The sequence below is a fragment of the Lysinibacillus sp. NPDC048646 genome, assembly GCF_050272295.1.
Taxonomy (GTDB): domain Bacteria; phylum Bacillota; class Bacilli; order Bacillales_A; family Planococcaceae; genus Lysinibacillus.
Genome location: NZ_JBNNLZ010000016.1, coordinates 1 through 17,921, shown reverse-complemented (window position 1 = coordinate 17,921; position 17,921 = coordinate 1). Strand labels below are relative to the sequence as shown.

Genomic DNA, 17,921 nt, shown 5'->3' with positions numbered 1-17,921 from the left:
AACTCCAAATATTGTTGTAATCACTGCTACTAAAAAAACAGCTGAAATGGTGAAGCTCGTAATCATAAATCCTTTCGATTTTTCCATAACCAATCACCTCTTATAAAATATCTAACCATGTTTTAATGGCTGTACCTAAAATTAATAGTGCTAAAATAGTTTGTAGTGCTTTTGTATTGAGCTTGCCGCCGATTTTTGCGCCAAGTGGAGCCGCAAGTATACTTGCCACAATCATTACCGCTGCTGGTCCATAGTCGATTTGCCCTGTCATAATTTTGCCGACTGTTCCACCAATCGATGAAATAAACGTAATTGCTAAGCTCGTTGCAATCGTCATACGTGTTGGGATTTTCAATACAACGAGTAAAATTGGTACTAATAAAAAGCCACCTGCTGCTCCAACAATCCCCGAACCAATCCCAACGATAAACGCCAGGCTCGCCGCTAGTGGTTTACTAAATGTAATTTGATCTAACGACTTATCGTCAATTTGCTTTTTCGGAATAAACATCATCACAGCTGCAATTAAGGCTAAAACACCGTATACAATATTCACTGCCGCTTCTGATAACATGCTGGAACCAAAGCTACCTATGAAGCTACCTACTAAAATAGCCGTCCCCATATAAAGAATAAGTGTTTTGTTTAAATAGCCGCTTTTTCGATATGCCCATACACCTGCAATCGATGCAAAAAATACTTGAACGGCACTAATACCGGATACTTCATGTGCGGTGAAGGCTGCTAACCCAAATAACGGAGGAATATACAAGAGCATTGGGTATTTAATGATGGATCCTCCAACACCTACCATCCCTGATACGAATGATCCAATAAAACCAATTAAAAATATGACGACGATGAATGTAAAATCCATCGTACACACCTTCCTTCTACCTTATTTACTTTAAGTATAGAGAGTGCGTTGTTTCTAAAGTATAGGGGTAAGCCCCTATACTGCCGGAGAAAAAGGCGGATTTGTGTGTTCGGAAAATCAATGATATGAGGAAGACTAGGGAGGATGATGATGAACAAGTTTCTATTCTTTCCCTAAGTATCTAGTATATAAAAAGCGATAAAGCCGATTGCTTTATCGCTCAAGACAAGGGTAAGAATGGATGATAAACTGTTCTTCGTTTACAAAATGTTTGCCTGAATCGGCCACACTAAGTTGGATATAAAAACTAAGGGCTTATTTAACACGCAATAAATCTGTACAAACTGATTTTCATATCCGCCAATTGCATCTGGATTTTCGCCTACACTTTTTATATAGCTTGGCTATATGTAAAATATCGGTAACTTACGTTGAATAGGGACCGGTCTTCAAAAAGAATCTTTTTTATCGGGACTACAAAGCTGCAGATAATGAACGAAAATTTACTCCAAGTTACGGTGAAGAGGCTAATCTATGCAAAAAGACGGTCTGAAAAATCCTTTTCAACCACTAACCAATATAAAAATATCAAAAAAACTGCCCACCTATTTTAAGGATGAGCAGATTTTATTAGACAGCCCTTGCATACTACGTAATGTACTTATTCGTAATGCCATATTGAATGAGTTCTGCCTTGCTTTTTAAATGTAGCTTTTGCATAATATTGGCTTTATGGTTTTCTACCGTTTTAGCACTAATAAATAGCTTTTCTGCAATTTGCATATTCGTAAACCCTAAAATCGTTAATCGAACAATTTCTTGTTCACGTGTTGATAATATATCCGGGTTGTTTTTCCCTTTTTTCTTAAATAATTTTTCGATTTGTTCTTGTGGCAATCCGACCTCATAATAACGGCGTCCTGTATACACACTTTGAATTGCTTCATACATTTCGCCGCCTTGGCTATTTTTTAATATATAGCCATTCGCACCAACTTCCATTGCCTGTTGAATATAGGCTATTTCGTTATGCATCGTCAGCATAATGACTTTCATTTCAGGTAAATTCTTTTTAATTTCCTTCGTAGCAGTAAAACCATCTAAACCATTTGGAATAGAAATATCCATTAAAATCACATTCGGCTCTGTTTGGTAGGCAAGCTGAATGGCCTCTTCCCCGTCACTTGCCTCTCCTACAACTGTAATATCTGGATAATTCCCTAAAAGAAGCGCAATGCCCTTTCGTATTAAAACATGGTCATCGACGAGCAATATTTTAATCATGTTGCGGCCTCCATCTCGGAATGACAATATCAATACATGTACCTTGTCCTAATTTTGACATGATTGTACAAGTACCGCCCAACTGATCGACCCGTTCTTCCATATGCTTTAGACCAAGCCCCGCATTTTGAACCTTATCTCGCTCAAAGCCAACCCCGTTATCTTGAATGGTCATATAAATATGCGTGTTGTCCTTTTTAATATGGATATGCACTTGGGTTGCTTTTGCATATTTAATAATATTATGCAACGCTTCTTGTGTGATTCGATACAAGTTAATCTCCACCGCCGGGTCACATCGGTCAAGACCACGTGTCGTTAATTGAATATCCAAATCTGGTCTATTTTTTTTAATCCCATCTATTGTCGCTTGAATTGTTGGCTCTAATCCTAATTGGTCTAAACTGTGCGGTCGCAATTGATGAGAGTACGCGTTAATGTCTTTCATTACCTTTTGCAGTTCCACACGTACCTCAGAAATATAGTCATTCAACTGCGCATTATCTTGAACAAATGATTCAATCGCTTGCATCGCAACAGATACAGAAAATAATGATTGTCCGACACCATCATGTAGTTCTTGCGCTAACCGTTTATGTTCCGATTCTTTTGCCTCAATTAATGCTCGAATCATTTTTTTATTGATGGCCGCCTCTTGTGCTTTTTTAAAAGTTTCTTGATCACGTAATACAAGCAAATATTCTGTTTCCCCTGTATTTTCATTGGCATAAATAGCGGCTGTGCTCATTTCGACATCAATTTTTCTACCATGATATGTTGGCATTTCGGATAAAAATGAAGGCACTTCGTTGTTCGCAATCAAATAACAAGTAGGCTCGCCTTGTTCCTTTTTTCGGGTCATACAATAGGAGCAGTACGGCACAAAATCACCATTCTCCCAATCCGTCAAGTGTTGTGCAGCAGGGTTCATCATAATGATTTCCCTGCTTTCCTTCATAATGATAATGCCATCTTGAATATGCTCATAAATTTGCTGAAAATATTCATTTTGTAGGCGGGATTGCATACTTTACGCCTCCTTATAAATCAACCCTTTTACTTTACACGTTTTTTTCATCATCGTATAACTATTTACACTATACCCTTTTTTCCGTAAAAAACGGCTAGCCATGTTTAAATCTATTTGACTTTCTACAAGCAGATGGATGGGGCGATTTTCGATTTCTATATAAAAACTTGGCAAGTAGCCGTACGGAATATGCTTACTATTATAAACTAAACAGCCTGCTGTATTGTAATCACGCACATCAAGTATTTGATATGCTTCATCTACTTGGCGATACGGAATGGCTTTCACCTGTTTGACAGGGACAAGACGGATATAAAAAGTACGCGCTAAGACAATGCCCACTACACCGATTAGTAAAATTTTCATAAAACCTCCAAAAGAGTGCCTCACATTAGAAGGCACTCTTTATAATGATTAACTATTTTACTTCTATCACCCATTGACCGTAGCCGCCAGTCATATTGACTAAATTGTGGAAGCCATTTGTTTTTAATATGCTGGCTGCAATAGCAGAACGACCACCGGCTTGACATTGAACAATGAGTTTTTTATTTGGCACTTCATCTAAACGATTTTTTAATGTACCAACCATAATGTGCTGTGCACCTTCAATATGCCCTTCATTATATTCTGTCAGATTACGCACATCTAATACAGCTACATCTTCTGCGTCCATCATCGCTTTTGCCTCTGAAGGTGTAACATTTTCATATGAATCTAGTACATTCGCTTGCTCAATCATCGCTTCTACATCTGCATAACCTAGTACTTGGTCAATACCGATTGAGCGAAGTGCGATCAGCATGTCATTCATCTGAGCAGGATCAACTAGTAAATATAAAGGTTCCTTGTAGTTAACAATCCAGCCCATCCAGTTTGTGAATGAGTTATTAAATGGCACGTTCATCGTTCTCTTAATATGTCCTTGTGAGAAGCTTTGTGCATCACGTGTATCTACTACTTGCTGCCCTGCTGCTATCAATCCTTCAATTTCTTCAACAGAAGTAATAACTTGTGACTCTGGTAAATTTTTAATTAACTCAATACCAATTTTATTGACTGATTTCATCACTGCAAAGTAATAAGGTGGTTCTGGTTGACCGTCTAATAATGCTTTCACAAAGTCTGGCTCGTTGTCAAATTGCATTGCCCAGTTGAATTGTTTTTCATAGCCAACTGTTGTAGAAGGTACTGCACCAAGCGCTTTCCCACACGCACTACCTGCTCCGTGTGCTGGCCATACTTGTAAATAGTCTGGTAATTGCTTAAAGCGCTCCACAGATGTATACATCACTTTTGCTCCTGCATCAGCTGTGCCTTGAAAACCTGCTGCTTTTTCAAGTAAGTCTGGTCGACCAATATCCCCAGCAAACACAAAGTCACCTGTAAAGATGCCAATTGGTTTGTCTGCCGCTGCTCCATCTGTTAACAGGAATGAAATTGATTCTGGCGTATGACCTGGTGTATGCATTACTTCAAAAGTAAGCTTACCAAGTTCAAATTTGTCACCATCTATTAATAACATATGGTTAATGCCTTCTAAATTTTGATATTTCCAGTTTTCATCGCCTTCATCTGAAATATACATTGTTGCACCGAAACGATCGGCTAATTCACGAGAACCTGCTACAAAATCGGCATGGATGTGCGTTTCTAATGCCCCAACGATTTTCATATTTTCTTTTTCAGCTACTTGGATGTATGGCTCAATGTTGCGCATTGGGTCAACAATCACTGCCTCGCCTTTTTGTTGACAACCTACCATGTAAGAAGCGTGTGCTAATTTTTCATCATAGAAATAACGTAATAACATAAAATTCTCTCCTTTTAATTTGATTTTTTATTTAAAACCTGTAGTGTTGCTTGTACATATTTCAGTGACTTTTGAACACTCGGGTCTTTTAACCATTTCATAATGGTAAAGAGTTTTACTGGTTCTTTTGTTGCTTCTGCTTGTTGTTGAATTTCTTTTACTAGCGATAAGCCTTGTTTTCCTTTTTCTACAACAGGTTCTGTGTAGGATTGGATACTTGCTGTTGCATAATCGATTGTTTGTTGATCCGCTAACACAGCTGTTGCAAAATCGAGCAAGTCTTCTAACTGATTGATCATTTGTAAAAGCTTCGGCAATTTTTCTAGTAAGCCAACCAATGCTTCCACTGTTTCAAGATTTAAGTTATAGCTTCGTACAAGATCATCGTATTTTTGAATGGCTTGCTGATCTTGTAATACCGCTTGTCCAAAACTTACTACATTGCCGATTGCTTGTAAGTTTTCTTCATAGGTCGGCAATTTCTGTAGTAATGATACGAGAGCTGCTTGAACATCCGGCTGCTTTAGTTGCTCTAGTAACGGATTCGTTTCCATTACATATGCCTCCTTTCTACATCGTTCCTTTTAGCATGCCGTCCCAGTACATGATCGGTAATAAATCTTTTTTCATCATATACATGCTCGTACTTTCAACGGCTTGGTTAAATGGCATAGTTTCAGCAGGCTCTTTTGTATAGTCGAACTCTGCTAAAATTAGCTTGTTGTAACCTGTGACGATTGGGCAAGATGAATAACCGTTATACGTTTTATCCATTGTTTGATTGCGCATACAAGCGAGTACATTTTCTGCAACGACTGGCGCTTGCTTACGGATGGCTGCCCCTGTCTTAGATGTCGGTAAATTTGCACAGTCGCCAATGCCAAACACGTTCGCATATTTTTTATGTTGCAATGTATACATATCTACATCTACCCAACCATTTTGGTCAGCTAATGGGCTATTGGCGATAAATTTCGGTGCATTCATATAAGGTGTGACGTGAATCATGTCATACTTCACTTCCTCTTTCGCACCTGTATCTAGATTTTCAAAGATTGCAATTTTTTCATCCGCTTTAATTTCGATTAAGTTACGGCGGAATCTTGCATCGATTTGTTTTCGTTCCACTACTTTTTCTAGCGCCTCACGGTATTTGAGTACATCGAAAATGGCTGGATTTGCTGAACCGAAGACAACTTTCATATTTTGACGAACACCCGCTTTACAGAAGTAATCTTCAGCTAAATGCATAATTTTTTGTGGTGCACCACCGCATTTCACAGGTGAATTCGGGTGCGTAAATAAGGCTGTACCCGATTTTAAATTGCGAATCGTTTCCCATGTATAATCTACATGTTCAAATGAATAGTTACTGCAAATAGATTTTGTACCAAGCTCTTCTTTCAACCCTTTAATGGCGCCCCAGTTAATTTCAATACCGCCTGCTACAACTAAGTAATCGTACGTAACAGATGTTTGATCTCCTAGGGTGACTTCGTTTTGTTCAGGTTTAAATTCAAGTACAGATTGTTGAATCCATACTGCACCTTCTGGGATAATAGATTCCATAGAACGTTCAGAATCTTCTTTTTTAGCAACTCCTCCACCGACTAGCGTCCATAACGGCTGATAATAATGTTTTGATGCTGGATCTATAATAGCCACTTCATGGTTGAGGCTTTGCGATTTTCTTAATAAGCGAGCAGCAACAGAAATACCAGCTGTTCCCCCACCAACAATGACGACTTTGAAAGAATTTTTCACGCTTCTTCCTTCTTTCTGCATTTTGTGTTGTGAAACTTTACACTCTAATCATAGTAAAATCTATATTTCAAAAATATAGGGGTTTCCCCCTAAACAATGACTTGTTTTTTTAGTGGAAAACCCCTAATTTTATTTATATTTATCTATATTAATATAAGAAGAAAGGAGCTGATACGATGCATTCTTTACAAACTTGGGCAGCGGCACATAAAGGGAAGCTGCTTCTCCTCTTTGTTTTATCTCTATTTTCAGGTGGCAGTATTGTTCTACAAGGCTATAGCATTGTGCAAATTGTCGACCTTGTATTTATAGAACAAAGCCCTTTTTCATCTACATTTCTTTTTTTACTTTTATTATTTCTTGCTATCCTGTTACGCTTATCTACACAGTTTTGGCTAAATAGAATAGGTGGGACATTGGCCGAGCGTGTCAAAAATTCGATTCGCCAAACACTGCTTCAGCATTGGACACAAAATGCAATGGAAGCGCAAATGACCACACAAACAGGCGAAAAGGTGACATTATTAATTGATACAGTAGACCAATTAGAAAGTTACTACCGGGAATATATACCACAAGTCATCAAAACAACCGTCGTACCACTCATTGTGTTAATTGCTGTATTTATGACACATGCGGCAAGTGGCTGGATTATGCTCATTACAGCCCCGTTTATTCCGTTAACGTATATCATCGTCGGCATGCAAACAAAAGCAAAATCCGAAGAACAATTAGTCGCGATGAATCGATTTTCTGGAAAATTCCTTGATTTACTGCAAGGACTTCAAACAATTCGTCTCTTTGGACAAAGCGATAAGCAAGAGGAAGTGCTAGCAGAAAGCAATAAAGGATTTATGGAACGTACATTGTCCGTTTTAAGAATTGCTTTTGTTTCCACATTATTTATTGAATTAATTACAACATTAGGGGTCGGATTAGTCGCGCTCGAAATTGGCTTTCAAATGATTGTCTTTCAATCGCTCACTTTTGCGCCTGCATTTTTTGTTTTAACGTTAGCACCTGAGTTCTACAATTCCTTAAAAGAACTCGGCGCAGCCTTTCATACAGGTCGAGGAAGTTTAGGCGCAGTTTCCATTATTGAAGAGGCTATGCAAACAACCGCAACACCCGTGCATTGGGGCAAAGAGCCGATTGACGATAAACCACAGCTTTCCTTACAAAACGCCATGTACCAGTATGAAAATGGACCGCTCATTGGACCAATTTCTCTTGCTGTAAAACCTGGGGAAATGATTGCTTTAATCGGTCCTACTGGTCACGGTAAAACAACGATTTTAAATATGCTGTCAAGTATGGTGGAATTATCTAACGGTGCTGTTTTAATCGATGGTAAACCGCGCACACAACTGTCCGAGCAAGATTGGTATCGTCAAATGAGCTATATTTCGCAACATCCATATGTATTTGCTGGTACGCTTCGGGATAATATTCGAATGGGGCTTTCAGCTACTGATGAGGAGATTTATGAAGCGTTGCATAAAGCACAACTCACATCTTGGCTGGACACATTGTCTGAACAATTAGACACTAACATCGGTGAAGGTGGACGCGGATTATCTGGTGGTGAAAAACAACGCGTCGCTATTGCTCGTGCTTTTTTAAAGAACCCAGCAATTTTATTTTTCGATGAACCAACTGCAGGACTGGATGTGTTAACAGAGCAACTGTTAACACAAGCGATGTATACATTCAGTCAACATGCAACCGTCATTACGGTAGCACACCGATTCGAGAGCATTCAGCATGCTGATACATTATATATTATTGAACATGGTCAAGTTAGCGCGAGCGGCACACATGCACAATTAGCATCTCACCCGTTTTACGAATATATGAAGAAAAGAGGTACGTATGATGAAAGCACTTATTCAGATGATTTTACATGATAAAAAAGATGTGCTACTTGCGATGACTGCTGGTACAATTAGCGGTCTTACAGCAGTAGCATTATTTGCACAAAGTGGCTTTCTCATTTCAAAAGCGGCTCTCATGCCTCCTTTTTATATCATTTTGATTTTAACGGCATTTTTAAAGCTTTTCGGTGTTGCCAAATCAGCTAGTAAATATGCCGAACGCTATATTTCACACCGTGTTACATTTCGCTTTATGAGTGCTGTACGCATGCGCTTTTTTAAAAAGTTAGTACCGCAAACAAACTTATTACATGCATACAAAAGTGGTGATTTATTAAATCGGATTACGAGCGACGTGGATCTATTGCAACATTTTTTCTTAAGGGTCGTCTATCCACCGTTTATTGCGCTATTTGTTTTTTTCGCAACGATTCTTTTTACAATGTGGTTTTCACCGTGGCTAGCACTGATTTTGATGATTGGCTTAATTTTCACAAGTACAGTCGTCCCAACAATCTTGATTTATCAAAAATCGAATACAGCTGTGCCGGTCAAAAATGCATTTACAAATGAAGCAGCGGAATATTTATACGGTTACCGTGATTTACAGCTACATTACCAGTTAGCAACGAAGGAACAGTCGTTAAAAATCATAAGTACAGATTATTCACGACTAAAAAAACAAGAGCTAAATCGTGAACAAAGCGTACATGTTTGGAATCAGTTCATTTCTTTATTAACGGCGTTTTTCATCGTCAGTGTAGGGGCCTATTTCGTTTCCATCGGTGCTTTAGATGGTTTATACCTTGCGATGCTAGTATTAGTGGCATTAACAGTGTTTGAATCGGCTATCCCACTTGCGATGCTACCTAGTCATTATAAAAATGCTCAAGAAGCGACCGCGCGATTAGATGCGATTGCACCACCCGCTTCTCCTACTGAGCGTATGCCATTAGTAAGCAATAAGCCATTGAACATTACATGTGAAAATGTATCTTATTCGTATCAAAATACATTGCATTCTGCTGTTTTACATGTCAATTGTACAATTGTCGCTGGGGAAAAAGTAGCGATTGTCGGTCCAAGTGGCTCTGGCAAATCGACATTATTTCAACTGCTTATTCATGAGCTTAAGCCGATTAGTGGCGAGATTTTTATAAATGAGCAGCCGATGCGTTCTATCGATGAGCAGGAACTTTGGGCACAAATGAGTATTCAATTACAGCATAATCACTTTTTCTCTGGCACCATTCGAGAAAATTTACTACTGGTAAAACCAACCGCGACAGATGAAAAACTACAGCAAGTGCTCGACCAAGTATTTATTACGAAATCATTATCCGCTATTGTATATGAAAAAGGCGGCAATTTATCGGGAGGCGAAAAACAACGCCTTGCCTTTGCACGTGTACTATTAAAAAATAGTGACCTATGGCTGTTAGATGAACCATTCACGAGTGTAGATGCCCAAACCGAGGTGCATTTATTTAACACTTTACTCACAAAAGGAAAAGACAAAACAATTGTCCTGATTACACATAAGCTAACAGATTTAGCAAAAATGGACCGCATCTTCGTGATGAATAATGGCACACTAGCAGAAAGTGGTACATTTGAACAATTGCTTACACAGCGCGGCCTTTTTTATACGATGTATATGCAACAAATACGAGGTGATAAAAAATGAATACGTGGGATCAACGCTTTAAACAACAGGAATATGTATACGGAACAGAAGCAAATGAATTTATACGACAACAGTCTGACCGTTTTCCAACAGGCTCTACTATCGCAGCATATGCGAAAGGAGAAGGACGAAACGCAGTATATGTAGCTTCCCTTGGACCAATGCCAATGTTACAGCTTATGACTATGCACAATCAGGGCTAGATAAAACAGAGGCATTAGCAAAAGCACAAAATATACATGTCCAAACGAAGCTTGTTGATTTAATCTCTGGCAAATGCGATGTTGTGCAAGTAGTAGTGAAAAAGTTAGACAGCTTTTGTAAGTCGTAGCACTTCATATAATAGAGGATGAATTGAAAGGATGAGACATCTGCTCATCCTTTTAATTTTGTTGTGGTTTACACGATGGGGTTACTTGGGTCTGCTGGTTTTGACCAGATAGCCGTACGTTTTGCTCGGTTGCAGAATCTTTTTGCTCGTTCGCCAAGTACTTTTGACCGTTGATATGACCAATTTTGCTCAATCTAGACAGTTTATCATTCCACCACTTCAACAATCACCTTTTTATTAAGGTAATCCCAGCACCACTTATAGCAATCGTTTTATTAACAGCTGTAGCAATCTATAGTGGTGTGGAATTAAGAACAATTGGAGATTTAGGAAGCATTACAAAACCACTTCCTACTTTTCTCATCCCTAATGTGCCTTTTACGTTTGAAACACTTCAAATAATTTTTCCATATTCATTAGCATTACCATTGTACACTTTTACCCCTCGCTTGCGTAAATTCTGCCTAAGTAGCACTTCATCACTTCTAATTTGATCCCCATAATGCGAACGATCAAATTAAATATGATTGATTTTCACCTTTTGCGACATCCAGACCAACTACTGGATTCATAGTTTATCTCCTTAACAGACGTAGTTTCCCCTTTATCCAGTAAAGCTGCCAATTGAACAATGGTTAATTCATTGACATTGTTCATATTAATACCTCCACATTAAATACTCCCTCACGCTTGAATTTATTGATTAAAATCGTTCCTATATCAAAACATTTATCGAAGGAATTATTCTTCTCCTTATTCAACTAGCCCCCGTTAGTTGAAGAAGAACGAGTTTAAATGTGATGAACATCCACTATTTCAAACCCTTGATTTTAATCTTATCCCAATAATTTTCTGCTTCTGGGATACAATTCAAGACTTCATTTGCAATACCATCAAAAATACTTTCATCAGCACTAGGGGTATCATACCTAAACCACTATTCGCAAGTGTTCGATAGCTTCCTTCTCCATTCAGGCATGTACTACTTTTACTTTAAATCCAGTTGAATATACTTTATTTGTTCTGCTCATAGAAAAATCCCCTCCAAATAGGACATGCAATTGACTATAACTATAGTCTTTTTTTACATTGTCTACTTAAAGGGGATAATACCAACCATCAGGAGTGGTCTTTAACATATTTTATAGTAGTAGGCTACTTCGTTTCACAAAAATCATTCTACTTTTAGATTTACCCACCTAAATACTCTATCTCATTACTTTAATCAAAGCAGCAAGCTCTTCATTTCCGTAGCCTGCATCCAAAGCCCTCTTGAAAAGGCCTTGGGCAAACAGCGGAAATTCATTGTTAATTTTAGCTTCTTGAGCTTGTACCATGAAAAGTTCAACTGTAGTCATGCACATATTTATAGAACTCTGTGGGTTATCGTAGGTTTCTGTTTGAATTACTTCACTCTCATACTTAATAACCTCCCCAACAACTTGTGAAACATGGGCAATCATGGAACCGAAATCATCTATGCGTAGTCCATCTGATTCAAGGATTCGTGCCGCGTGGAAAAATCCTAAATATGAACCAAACAAGTATGAAAGAAAGGCTAAGTCTGTAGAAGATGCAGCACTAACTTGCTCTCCAAGATAAGGAACATTCCCAGCTAAGCATTTTAAAATTTGTTCACTCTGTTTATAGGCTTTTAAGGAACCTGAAGTGAAAATTGTTGCCTCTGAATTACCCATTTGAAGTGGTGAAGCTGCTATTGCTCCATCAAGATATTCTACATTATTTTCTTGAGCCCATAATTCATTGTCACGTGCTTGCTGAGGGCTACCTGTACTCAACTCGATAAGTACTCGACCTGAGAGAGCTTGTTTGACCTCTTTTGTATCCAAAATACTAATGGAAGCTTTATAATCGGACAAACAAATAATGGACACGTCACTTGCACTTATGGCACTAGCGACACTGGTAGCTAGGATTGCCCCATCTTCTAGTAGAGATTCTGCTTTTTCTATGGATCGATTCCACACGGTCACTTGATAGCCTTTTTTTAGCAATACCCGTGCTAATGTTGCCCCCATTGATCCCAAACCGATTACTGTTACATTATTCATCTATTGTACCTCCATGTCCTATTATCATTTTCTGTATGATTCTTTCTTTTTTATAAGAGTTCTGCGGTATTACTGACATAAAATTGTGTTGCAGCTAGCTCTTTTCCATTTATTATGACTGCTAGCGTATGTTCACCTGGATGATGCTTACGGGTTGTCAAATCTTTAAAATGGTGGCTCTGTATATATCGGCGGCCTTCTTTTTCGAATATGCGTTCCGTCACTTTAAATAATTTTCTAGAAGTCGTTCCATTCGCTTTGACAAAATCAATCGCATATTCCACACGGAGCTTCTGCGATTCAGAGGAGTTAGTCTGAACGGAAAATGAAAAAATAAGCGTTTGCCCAATTTCCAAACTATCCTCTTCTAGCGATAATTCAGTAACTGACACATCTGGAGAGATTTCAAAACCAAGCAAGAAAAGTACTTCTGAATCTCCCTTTCTTAGTAAACCACGACATCCATGTTTAATAATCCAATCTGTAATGGAATTCGCCCCATACCAGCCATGACCGAGATCTTTCACTAAATCCGGATGATCTTTGGAAATATCGTTCAAATTGTTAGCCACACTTTTCTGTACATACACAGAAGTATCCTGTTTAAGCTGATTTAAAATCGGTAAAATGGGTGATGGATTCAATTTGAATGCTTCCAACACAGGCGCCCAAGGTAATCTTGGCCGACACCCCTCGCTGGCTAACCGTCTGATATGATGATTGGGATGGCTCGCCCACTTCAACATTTGATCCATCATCCTTTCGGGATCTTTTAATATGAAAGACCGAACAGCAAACTCTGAACTGGAGAATTGAGTAAATATCTCTAATGCATGAATGGAATCATGCCAATCATCTAGTCCATTCACTTCCACAAAATCTGGAAAGAATAAGTATTCCACTCCAATACATTTAGGTGCAATTCGAGTCAAAATAGATAATGCATCACTATAGGACGTAGGTAAGGTCATTCGTAAAGAAGCGCTTATATGTCTGATACGCTGTTTGAATTGTTCCTTTTCCCAATGATCGTCGTAGATTAAACTCATAAACTTATTTGAATCAAAAGCAGGATATTCAAGTTTTACAATATGCGTAAATTTGTTGAAGAAATCTGGTGTGTATTTACCCGCAAATGTATCAGCCATGTTCCATCTCCCTTCTGTTAGGTATCAGTTCCATCCTGATTGAGCGATGGCACTTAACTGACTTTCACAAACCTCTACAAGTTCAAATTAGTCGGGATCAGATGTCTTAGCGTAATCTCCCGTGAATCAATCATCGACACAAAATTTTGAAACTCTGGTATAGACTTGAGTTGCTCCATCGCTGCCAATGCCTTTTCCATATCACACCAATATATGATGTCCGTCCATTGGCTTTCGTCTGGTGTATGTAGCAATGTGCGCCCCTCAAATCCTGATATTTCAAATTTTAAGACCTTGGTAAGTGCGGCAGCTGCCTGACAAAAACGATGCTTGCCAGTCCCCTCCTTCAGCTCAAATAAAACAATTTCCATTACATATTTTTGATTTTCTGGTTCCATTTTTTAGTCACCTTTCATCCTCTTATTGGTGAAGTCAACGTATTTCTAGTCTAGATTCTCGTAGCTTCATAAACATTGACTTCTAGTTTTAATATACGGGATAATAGTGACAACTATTGGCACTATTAATAATTTTTTTAATAGAGGAGGACTATTTTATGCACAAAGCGCAAAGACTTATTCAACTCATAATGAAGGTCAATGAACGTAAGAAATTTACCATTCAGGAGATGGCGGAAGAATGCGGTGTTTCACGCCGAACGATGATTCGCGATTTAATGGAGCTGAGTGAACTGGGTGTGCCGCTTTATTCCGAAACTGGACCCAACGGTGGTTATCGTGTTTTGCGTGAAAAAGTGTTACCGCCAATTAGCTTTACAGAACATGAGGCAATCGCATTGTTTTTTGCTTGCCAATCGTTACGTAATTACAAAGCACTCCCCTTCAAAAACGAAGTGAATACAGCATTAGATAAATTTTTCCACTATTTGTCGAGTGAACTAAAGAAAAAGATTGAAAGTATGCAACAACGGCTTATATTTTGGGTGCCTCCACATGAGTTAAATGTTCCGTTCTTAAAGGAACTACTTGAAGCTGCACTGGAGCAACATGTCGTCACTATCCTGTATGTAGTTTCTACTAGCAAAAGTAGAGTAATTCAACCTCTCGGGATTTATACGATGAATGGGTTATGGTACTGCCAGGCCTATTGTTTCTTAGCAGAGGATTATCGAGTGTTTCGTGTAGATAGAGTGAAGGATTTTTCTTTAGACGCAGATCAAAGTTTGAAATTGAACATGACGAATGAGCACATAAAGTCATGGATCATGCCAACAAATGAGGATAATATGTTAGACCTTGAGGTAGATTTAACACCAGAGGGAGTAAGACGATGTCAATCAGAAGTATGGTTATCCCAGTGGCTTAAACTGCGAGAGGATGGATTTGGTACGATTCGTACAAAAATGAACACTTCGTTTACACCATGGATCGTCCATTTTTTCCTGGGCTTAGGCATGGAGGCCAACGTAAAACATCCCCAGGTAGTACGGGAACAAATAAAAAGCAAGTTACAGGAACTAATCAAACAATACGAATGAAGACAACTTGGGGAACCGTTTTTCAGTTACTTAATTTAGTACTCTATTGGTCGTTTTTATATTGAGGGGGTTCATGACAATTTATTGACTGCTTCAATGTGTTGTCATGTGAGGCATGTAGGGTGGCTTTGTGATGATTTAGGAACCATCACAAAAGGACTTGTATACATGAAATTCAATCATAAACGCAAGTCCTATTCTTATTAAACTAAAGCACCCCGTTAGCCATCCATGAAGCGAAAAAATTAGCACTTCATCACAGAATACGTAAGATAATAAAGTTCTTTCATGGGAGTTTAAGTATAATTATTCACAAACTAATATCTTTTAGTTCATTATTAATTCCTAGAAAAGAAATCTATTGTTCTTCTTCATATTTTTTTAGAAAAGCAAAAATAACCTCTTAAGGGCAAGACCCAAAGAGGTTAAATAAATTTGTTGTCTGTTTTTATTGAGTGTCTTCGTCACCTTTGTACTCCAAAATATCACCTGGCTGACAATCCAAAGTCTTACATATCGCTTCTAATGTTGAAAAACGAACCGCTTTTGCTTTCCCATTTTTCAGAATAGAAAGATTCGCCATAGTAATTCCAACCCTTTCCGAAAGCTCCGTTACGCTCATTTTTCGTTTTGCTAACATCACATCAATATTAATAATAATTGCCATACCATCCACCTCAGACCGTCAAATCATTTTCTGATTTTATGTTAATCGCTTCTTTTAGAAGCCGTTGGAGGATAGCAGCAAAAACGGCGATAACCAACGAAGCAAAAATGATGATGAGTCCCATTAATCCAATAGGAGGGTCAACTTCCTTCGCTATAAAACGAAAGAGTGGCAAACCTAATACATACAAACCACTGATTGTAATCGCACAGCACTTTATGTTCTTTAACGCCTTTACAGATAGTTCCGAGAACGCTGCGTTCTCGTCAATGTACCGTAAAAGATTGAAAGCCTGATAGAGAGCAAAGTAAAAAGGCACAGCCGCTCCATACATCACGATCAAAACGAGATATTTCATTAGGGCAATATTTGGATACAATTTTGCTGCGAAATTCGCCATATGGGGCACTAAAAATATACATAAAGCAAGAACCGGTAGTCCTATAATAAAAACAGCTATTTTTAAAAACAATGTTGTAACTTTTCTCAAAATAAACACCTCACATTTTTACTTCATTTTTTTCTAGGAAATTTTTAATTGGCTTTTGAAGAACACTTACAAAAGTTGCAACGATACTTGTCACTAAAATACCCATTAGACTTAATGATATAGGACCTGCTGCATCATCTCCAGTGACTTTAGCAAGTACCATTAAGCTTACTATTCCTAACAGAATGAGGAAAATGACTGTAAAAGCACATTTTTTTATAACTTTCAAAGATTTAAGGGATAATTCAGAGAAAGCATTGTTTTTTTCGATATAGGTTAGTAGTTTAAATGCTTGACACAACGCAACAGAAAACGTAATACAGAATCCATATGCACATACTAAAAAGGGGATTAGGAAGTAAGCCGTATCTGGATGTACCTTTGCATCTTTATTGGCTATCTCAGGCAACCAAAAGATACATAAAGCAAGCATCGCAATTCCAATCAGAAAAATAATTACCTTTAAGAAGGTGGTTGAAGGTTTAACATTCATTTAAAGCACCTCACTGATTTAATAATAAAATGACTTTAACACATCATTTATCGTTATACAATAAATTAATATCGTTTTTATTATATCCTTTTAATTTTGAGAAAATAAAAAGCATTTCTCATTACAAAGAAATGCTCTTACTGCCCTTACTTTAAAATGTTAAATTTACAACTTGTTCAACAAGACTGCCCGTTCAGCAAGAAAATGTTCGGAATATTCTATTATCAACAATAAGATTTAACATAGCCTATTTTTTTATACATATTCATCCCTCCCCTAAAGAAAAATCACTTACTTAAAGTGTAACGTTGACAACCTTGTTTGAACACTTCTTCTTAAACTAAGCGTTAGTAATAGGTAAGCATTTGAAGTTATCTCCAGCTTTTCCCCTACTCCACACGGAACGTGCCAGTTTCCAAGCATTCCGCGTTCCATCTAGCGATGGTATTATTAATTATAAGTTTCAAGTTACTCTTGTTGATTTGGGTTAGTTTATTATTTCTAGCTCACATTTTTCTCGATATTTATTGATTTTCTTTAACATCGATTCAGTGATGCCCAAAACTTTTATTAGAGTATTCGCCTTGATTTTGTCAGTCATATGGATTAGTTTATGTACCTCTTTTTGGAGGATACGTAAGTTATCGAATTTATCGCTTCCTCCAAGATGCTTAGGTATATAATGGTGGCAGTATACGTTTTGTGCTTGCAGGAACATGCCAGTTATTTCACATTTCCCTTTCTTCATACTGTATCTACTAATCCGATTGTCCATATATTCGACACTTCGTGTCGGTGTTTTTGATTCCATTAACAATACGATTTCATGTCTTATGTCTATACTCAACCGTGTGGTTATTTGTACTCGACCTTCTTGGGTAAATGGGGTTATA

General features: G+C 37.9%; 18 protein-coding genes and 1 pseudogene. 5 read left to right on the top strand and 14 right to left on the bottom strand.

All coding sequences use genetic code 11. The annotated features are described in order from the left end of the window. Positions 1 to 100: 100 nt before the first annotated feature. From ACQKII_RS16235 to ACQKII_RS16205, 7 genes are all read right to left on the bottom strand, one after another. Complete coding sequence (locus ACQKII_RS16235) at positions 101 to 877, bottom strand: sulfite exporter TauE/SafE family protein (protein WP_427460949.1); 777 nt, start codon at positions 875 to 877, stop codon at positions 101 to 103. A gap of 648 nt (positions 878 to 1,525) precedes the next feature. Next, the gene (locus tag ACQKII_RS16230; RefSeq protein WP_427460947.1) at positions 1,526 to 2,161 is read right to left on the bottom strand and encodes a response regulator; all 636 of its coding nucleotides are present in this window, start codon (positions 2,159 to 2,161) and stop codon (positions 1,526 to 1,528) included. Beyond that, the gene (locus ACQKII_RS16225; RefSeq protein WP_427460945.1) at positions 2,154 to 3,188 is read right to left on the bottom strand and encodes an ATP-binding protein; all 1,035 of its coding nucleotides are present in this window, start codon (positions 3,186 to 3,188) and stop codon (positions 2,154 to 2,156) included. Before ACQKII_RS16225 ends, ACQKII_RS16230 begins: the two co-directional genes overlap by 8 nt. A gap of 3 nt (positions 3,189 to 3,191) precedes the next feature. Then, entirely contained in the window at positions 3,192 to 3,557 is a 366-nt protein-coding gene (locus ACQKII_RS16220; RefSeq protein ID WP_427460943.1) for a sulfurtransferase, read from the bottom strand. A gap of 52 nt (positions 3,558 to 3,609) precedes the next feature. Then, entirely contained in the window at positions 3,610 to 5,004 is a 1,395-nt protein-coding gene (locus tag ACQKII_RS16215) for an MBL fold metallo-hydrolase (RefSeq protein ID WP_427460941.1), read from the bottom strand. A gap of 14 nt (positions 5,005 to 5,018) precedes the next feature. Then, a complete protein-coding gene (locus ACQKII_RS16210; protein ID WP_427460939.1) occupies positions 5,019 to 5,558 on the bottom strand; it encodes a hypothetical protein in 540 nt (179 codons plus the stop codon). Positions 5,559 to 5,574: 16 nt separating this feature from the next. Then, positions 5,575 to 6,789 carry an FAD-dependent oxidoreductase gene (locus ACQKII_RS16205; RefSeq protein ID WP_427460937.1) on the bottom strand — a complete coding sequence of 405 codons (1,215 nt, stop codon included), beginning with the start codon at positions 6,787 to 6,789 and terminating at the stop codon, positions 5,575 to 5,577. A gap of 155 nt (positions 6,790 to 6,944) precedes the next feature. On the opposite strand from ACQKII_RS16205, the gene cydD reads away from it, so the two are divergent. From cydD to ACQKII_RS16185, 4 genes and pseudogenes are all read left to right on the top strand, one after another. Then, entirely contained in the window at positions 6,945 to 8,675 is a 1,731-nt protein-coding gene (gene cydD / locus ACQKII_RS16200) for a thiol reductant ABC exporter subunit CydD (RefSeq protein WP_427460935.1), read from the top strand. Continuing rightward, positions 8,641 to 10,329 carry a thiol reductant ABC exporter subunit CydC gene (gene cydC, locus ACQKII_RS16195; RefSeq protein WP_427460933.1) on the top strand — a complete coding sequence of 563 codons (1,689 nt, stop codon included), beginning with the start codon at positions 8,641 to 8,643 and terminating at the stop codon, positions 10,327 to 10,329. The genes cydD and cydC overlap by 35 nt, the downstream gene beginning before the upstream one ends. Then, on the top strand, positions 10,326 to 10,532 hold the full coding sequence (locus ACQKII_RS16190; RefSeq protein WP_427460931.1) for a hypothetical protein: 207 nt from the start codon (positions 10,326 to 10,328) through the stop codon (positions 10,530 to 10,532). Before cydC ends, ACQKII_RS16190 begins: the two co-directional genes overlap by 4 nt. A gap of 361 nt (positions 10,533 to 10,893) precedes the next feature. Next, positions 10,894 to 11,091, top strand: a pseudogene (locus tag ACQKII_RS16185) (SulP family inorganic anion transporter); the annotation flags it as partial. Between the two features lie 777 nt (positions 11,092 to 11,868). Here ACQKII_RS16185 and ACQKII_RS16180 read toward each other — a convergent pair. From ACQKII_RS16180 to ACQKII_RS16170, 3 genes are all read right to left on the bottom strand, one after another. Continuing rightward, on the bottom strand, positions 11,869 to 12,732 hold the full coding sequence (locus tag ACQKII_RS16180) for an NAD(P)-dependent oxidoreductase (RefSeq protein WP_427460929.1): 864 nt from the start codon (positions 12,730 to 12,732) through the stop codon (positions 11,869 to 11,871). A 50-nt stretch (positions 12,733 to 12,782) separates the two neighbouring features. Continuing rightward, a complete protein-coding gene (locus ACQKII_RS16175) occupies positions 12,783 to 13,880 on the bottom strand; it encodes a DNA alkylation repair protein (RefSeq protein WP_427460927.1) in 1,098 nt (365 codons plus the stop codon). 74 nt (positions 13,881 to 13,954) lie between these two features. Next, positions 13,955 to 14,278 (bottom strand): hypothetical protein, encoded by a 324-nt coding sequence (locus tag ACQKII_RS16170; RefSeq protein ID WP_427460925.1) that lies wholly within the window; start codon positions 14,276 to 14,278, stop codon positions 13,955 to 13,957. A 158-nt stretch (positions 14,279 to 14,436) separates the two neighbouring features. Between ACQKII_RS16170 and ACQKII_RS16165 the strand changes: the two genes are divergently transcribed. Then, on the top strand, positions 14,437 to 15,378 hold the full coding sequence (locus tag ACQKII_RS16165) for a helix-turn-helix transcriptional regulator (protein ID WP_427460923.1): 942 nt from the start codon (positions 14,437 to 14,439) through the stop codon (positions 15,376 to 15,378). A gap of 448 nt (positions 15,379 to 15,826) precedes the next feature. On the opposite strand, the gene ACQKII_RS16160 is transcribed toward ACQKII_RS16165, so the two are convergent. The 4 genes from ACQKII_RS16160 to ACQKII_RS16145 form a co-directional block, all read right to left on the bottom strand. After that, on the bottom strand, positions 15,827 to 16,045 hold the full coding sequence (locus tag ACQKII_RS16160; RefSeq protein ID WP_049662949.1) for a helix-turn-helix domain-containing protein: 219 nt from the start codon (positions 16,043 to 16,045) through the stop codon (positions 15,827 to 15,829). 10 nt (positions 16,046 to 16,055) lie between these two features. Then, positions 16,056 to 16,535 carry a DUF2975 domain-containing protein gene (locus ACQKII_RS16155; RefSeq protein WP_427460921.1) on the bottom strand — a complete coding sequence of 160 codons (480 nt, stop codon included), beginning with the start codon at positions 16,533 to 16,535 and terminating at the stop codon, positions 16,056 to 16,058. A gap of 10 nt (positions 16,536 to 16,545) precedes the next feature. Beyond that, positions 16,546 to 17,028, bottom strand: coding sequence for a DUF2975 domain-containing protein (locus ACQKII_RS16150; protein ID WP_427460919.1), 483 nt, complete (start codon positions 17,026 to 17,028; stop codon positions 16,546 to 16,548). A 487-nt stretch (positions 17,029 to 17,515) separates the two neighbouring features. Next, positions 17,516 to 17,921, bottom strand: a 406-nt coding sequence (locus tag ACQKII_RS16145; RefSeq protein ID WP_427460917.1) for an HNH endonuclease signature motif containing protein, incomplete at its 5' end; no start/stop codon positions are given.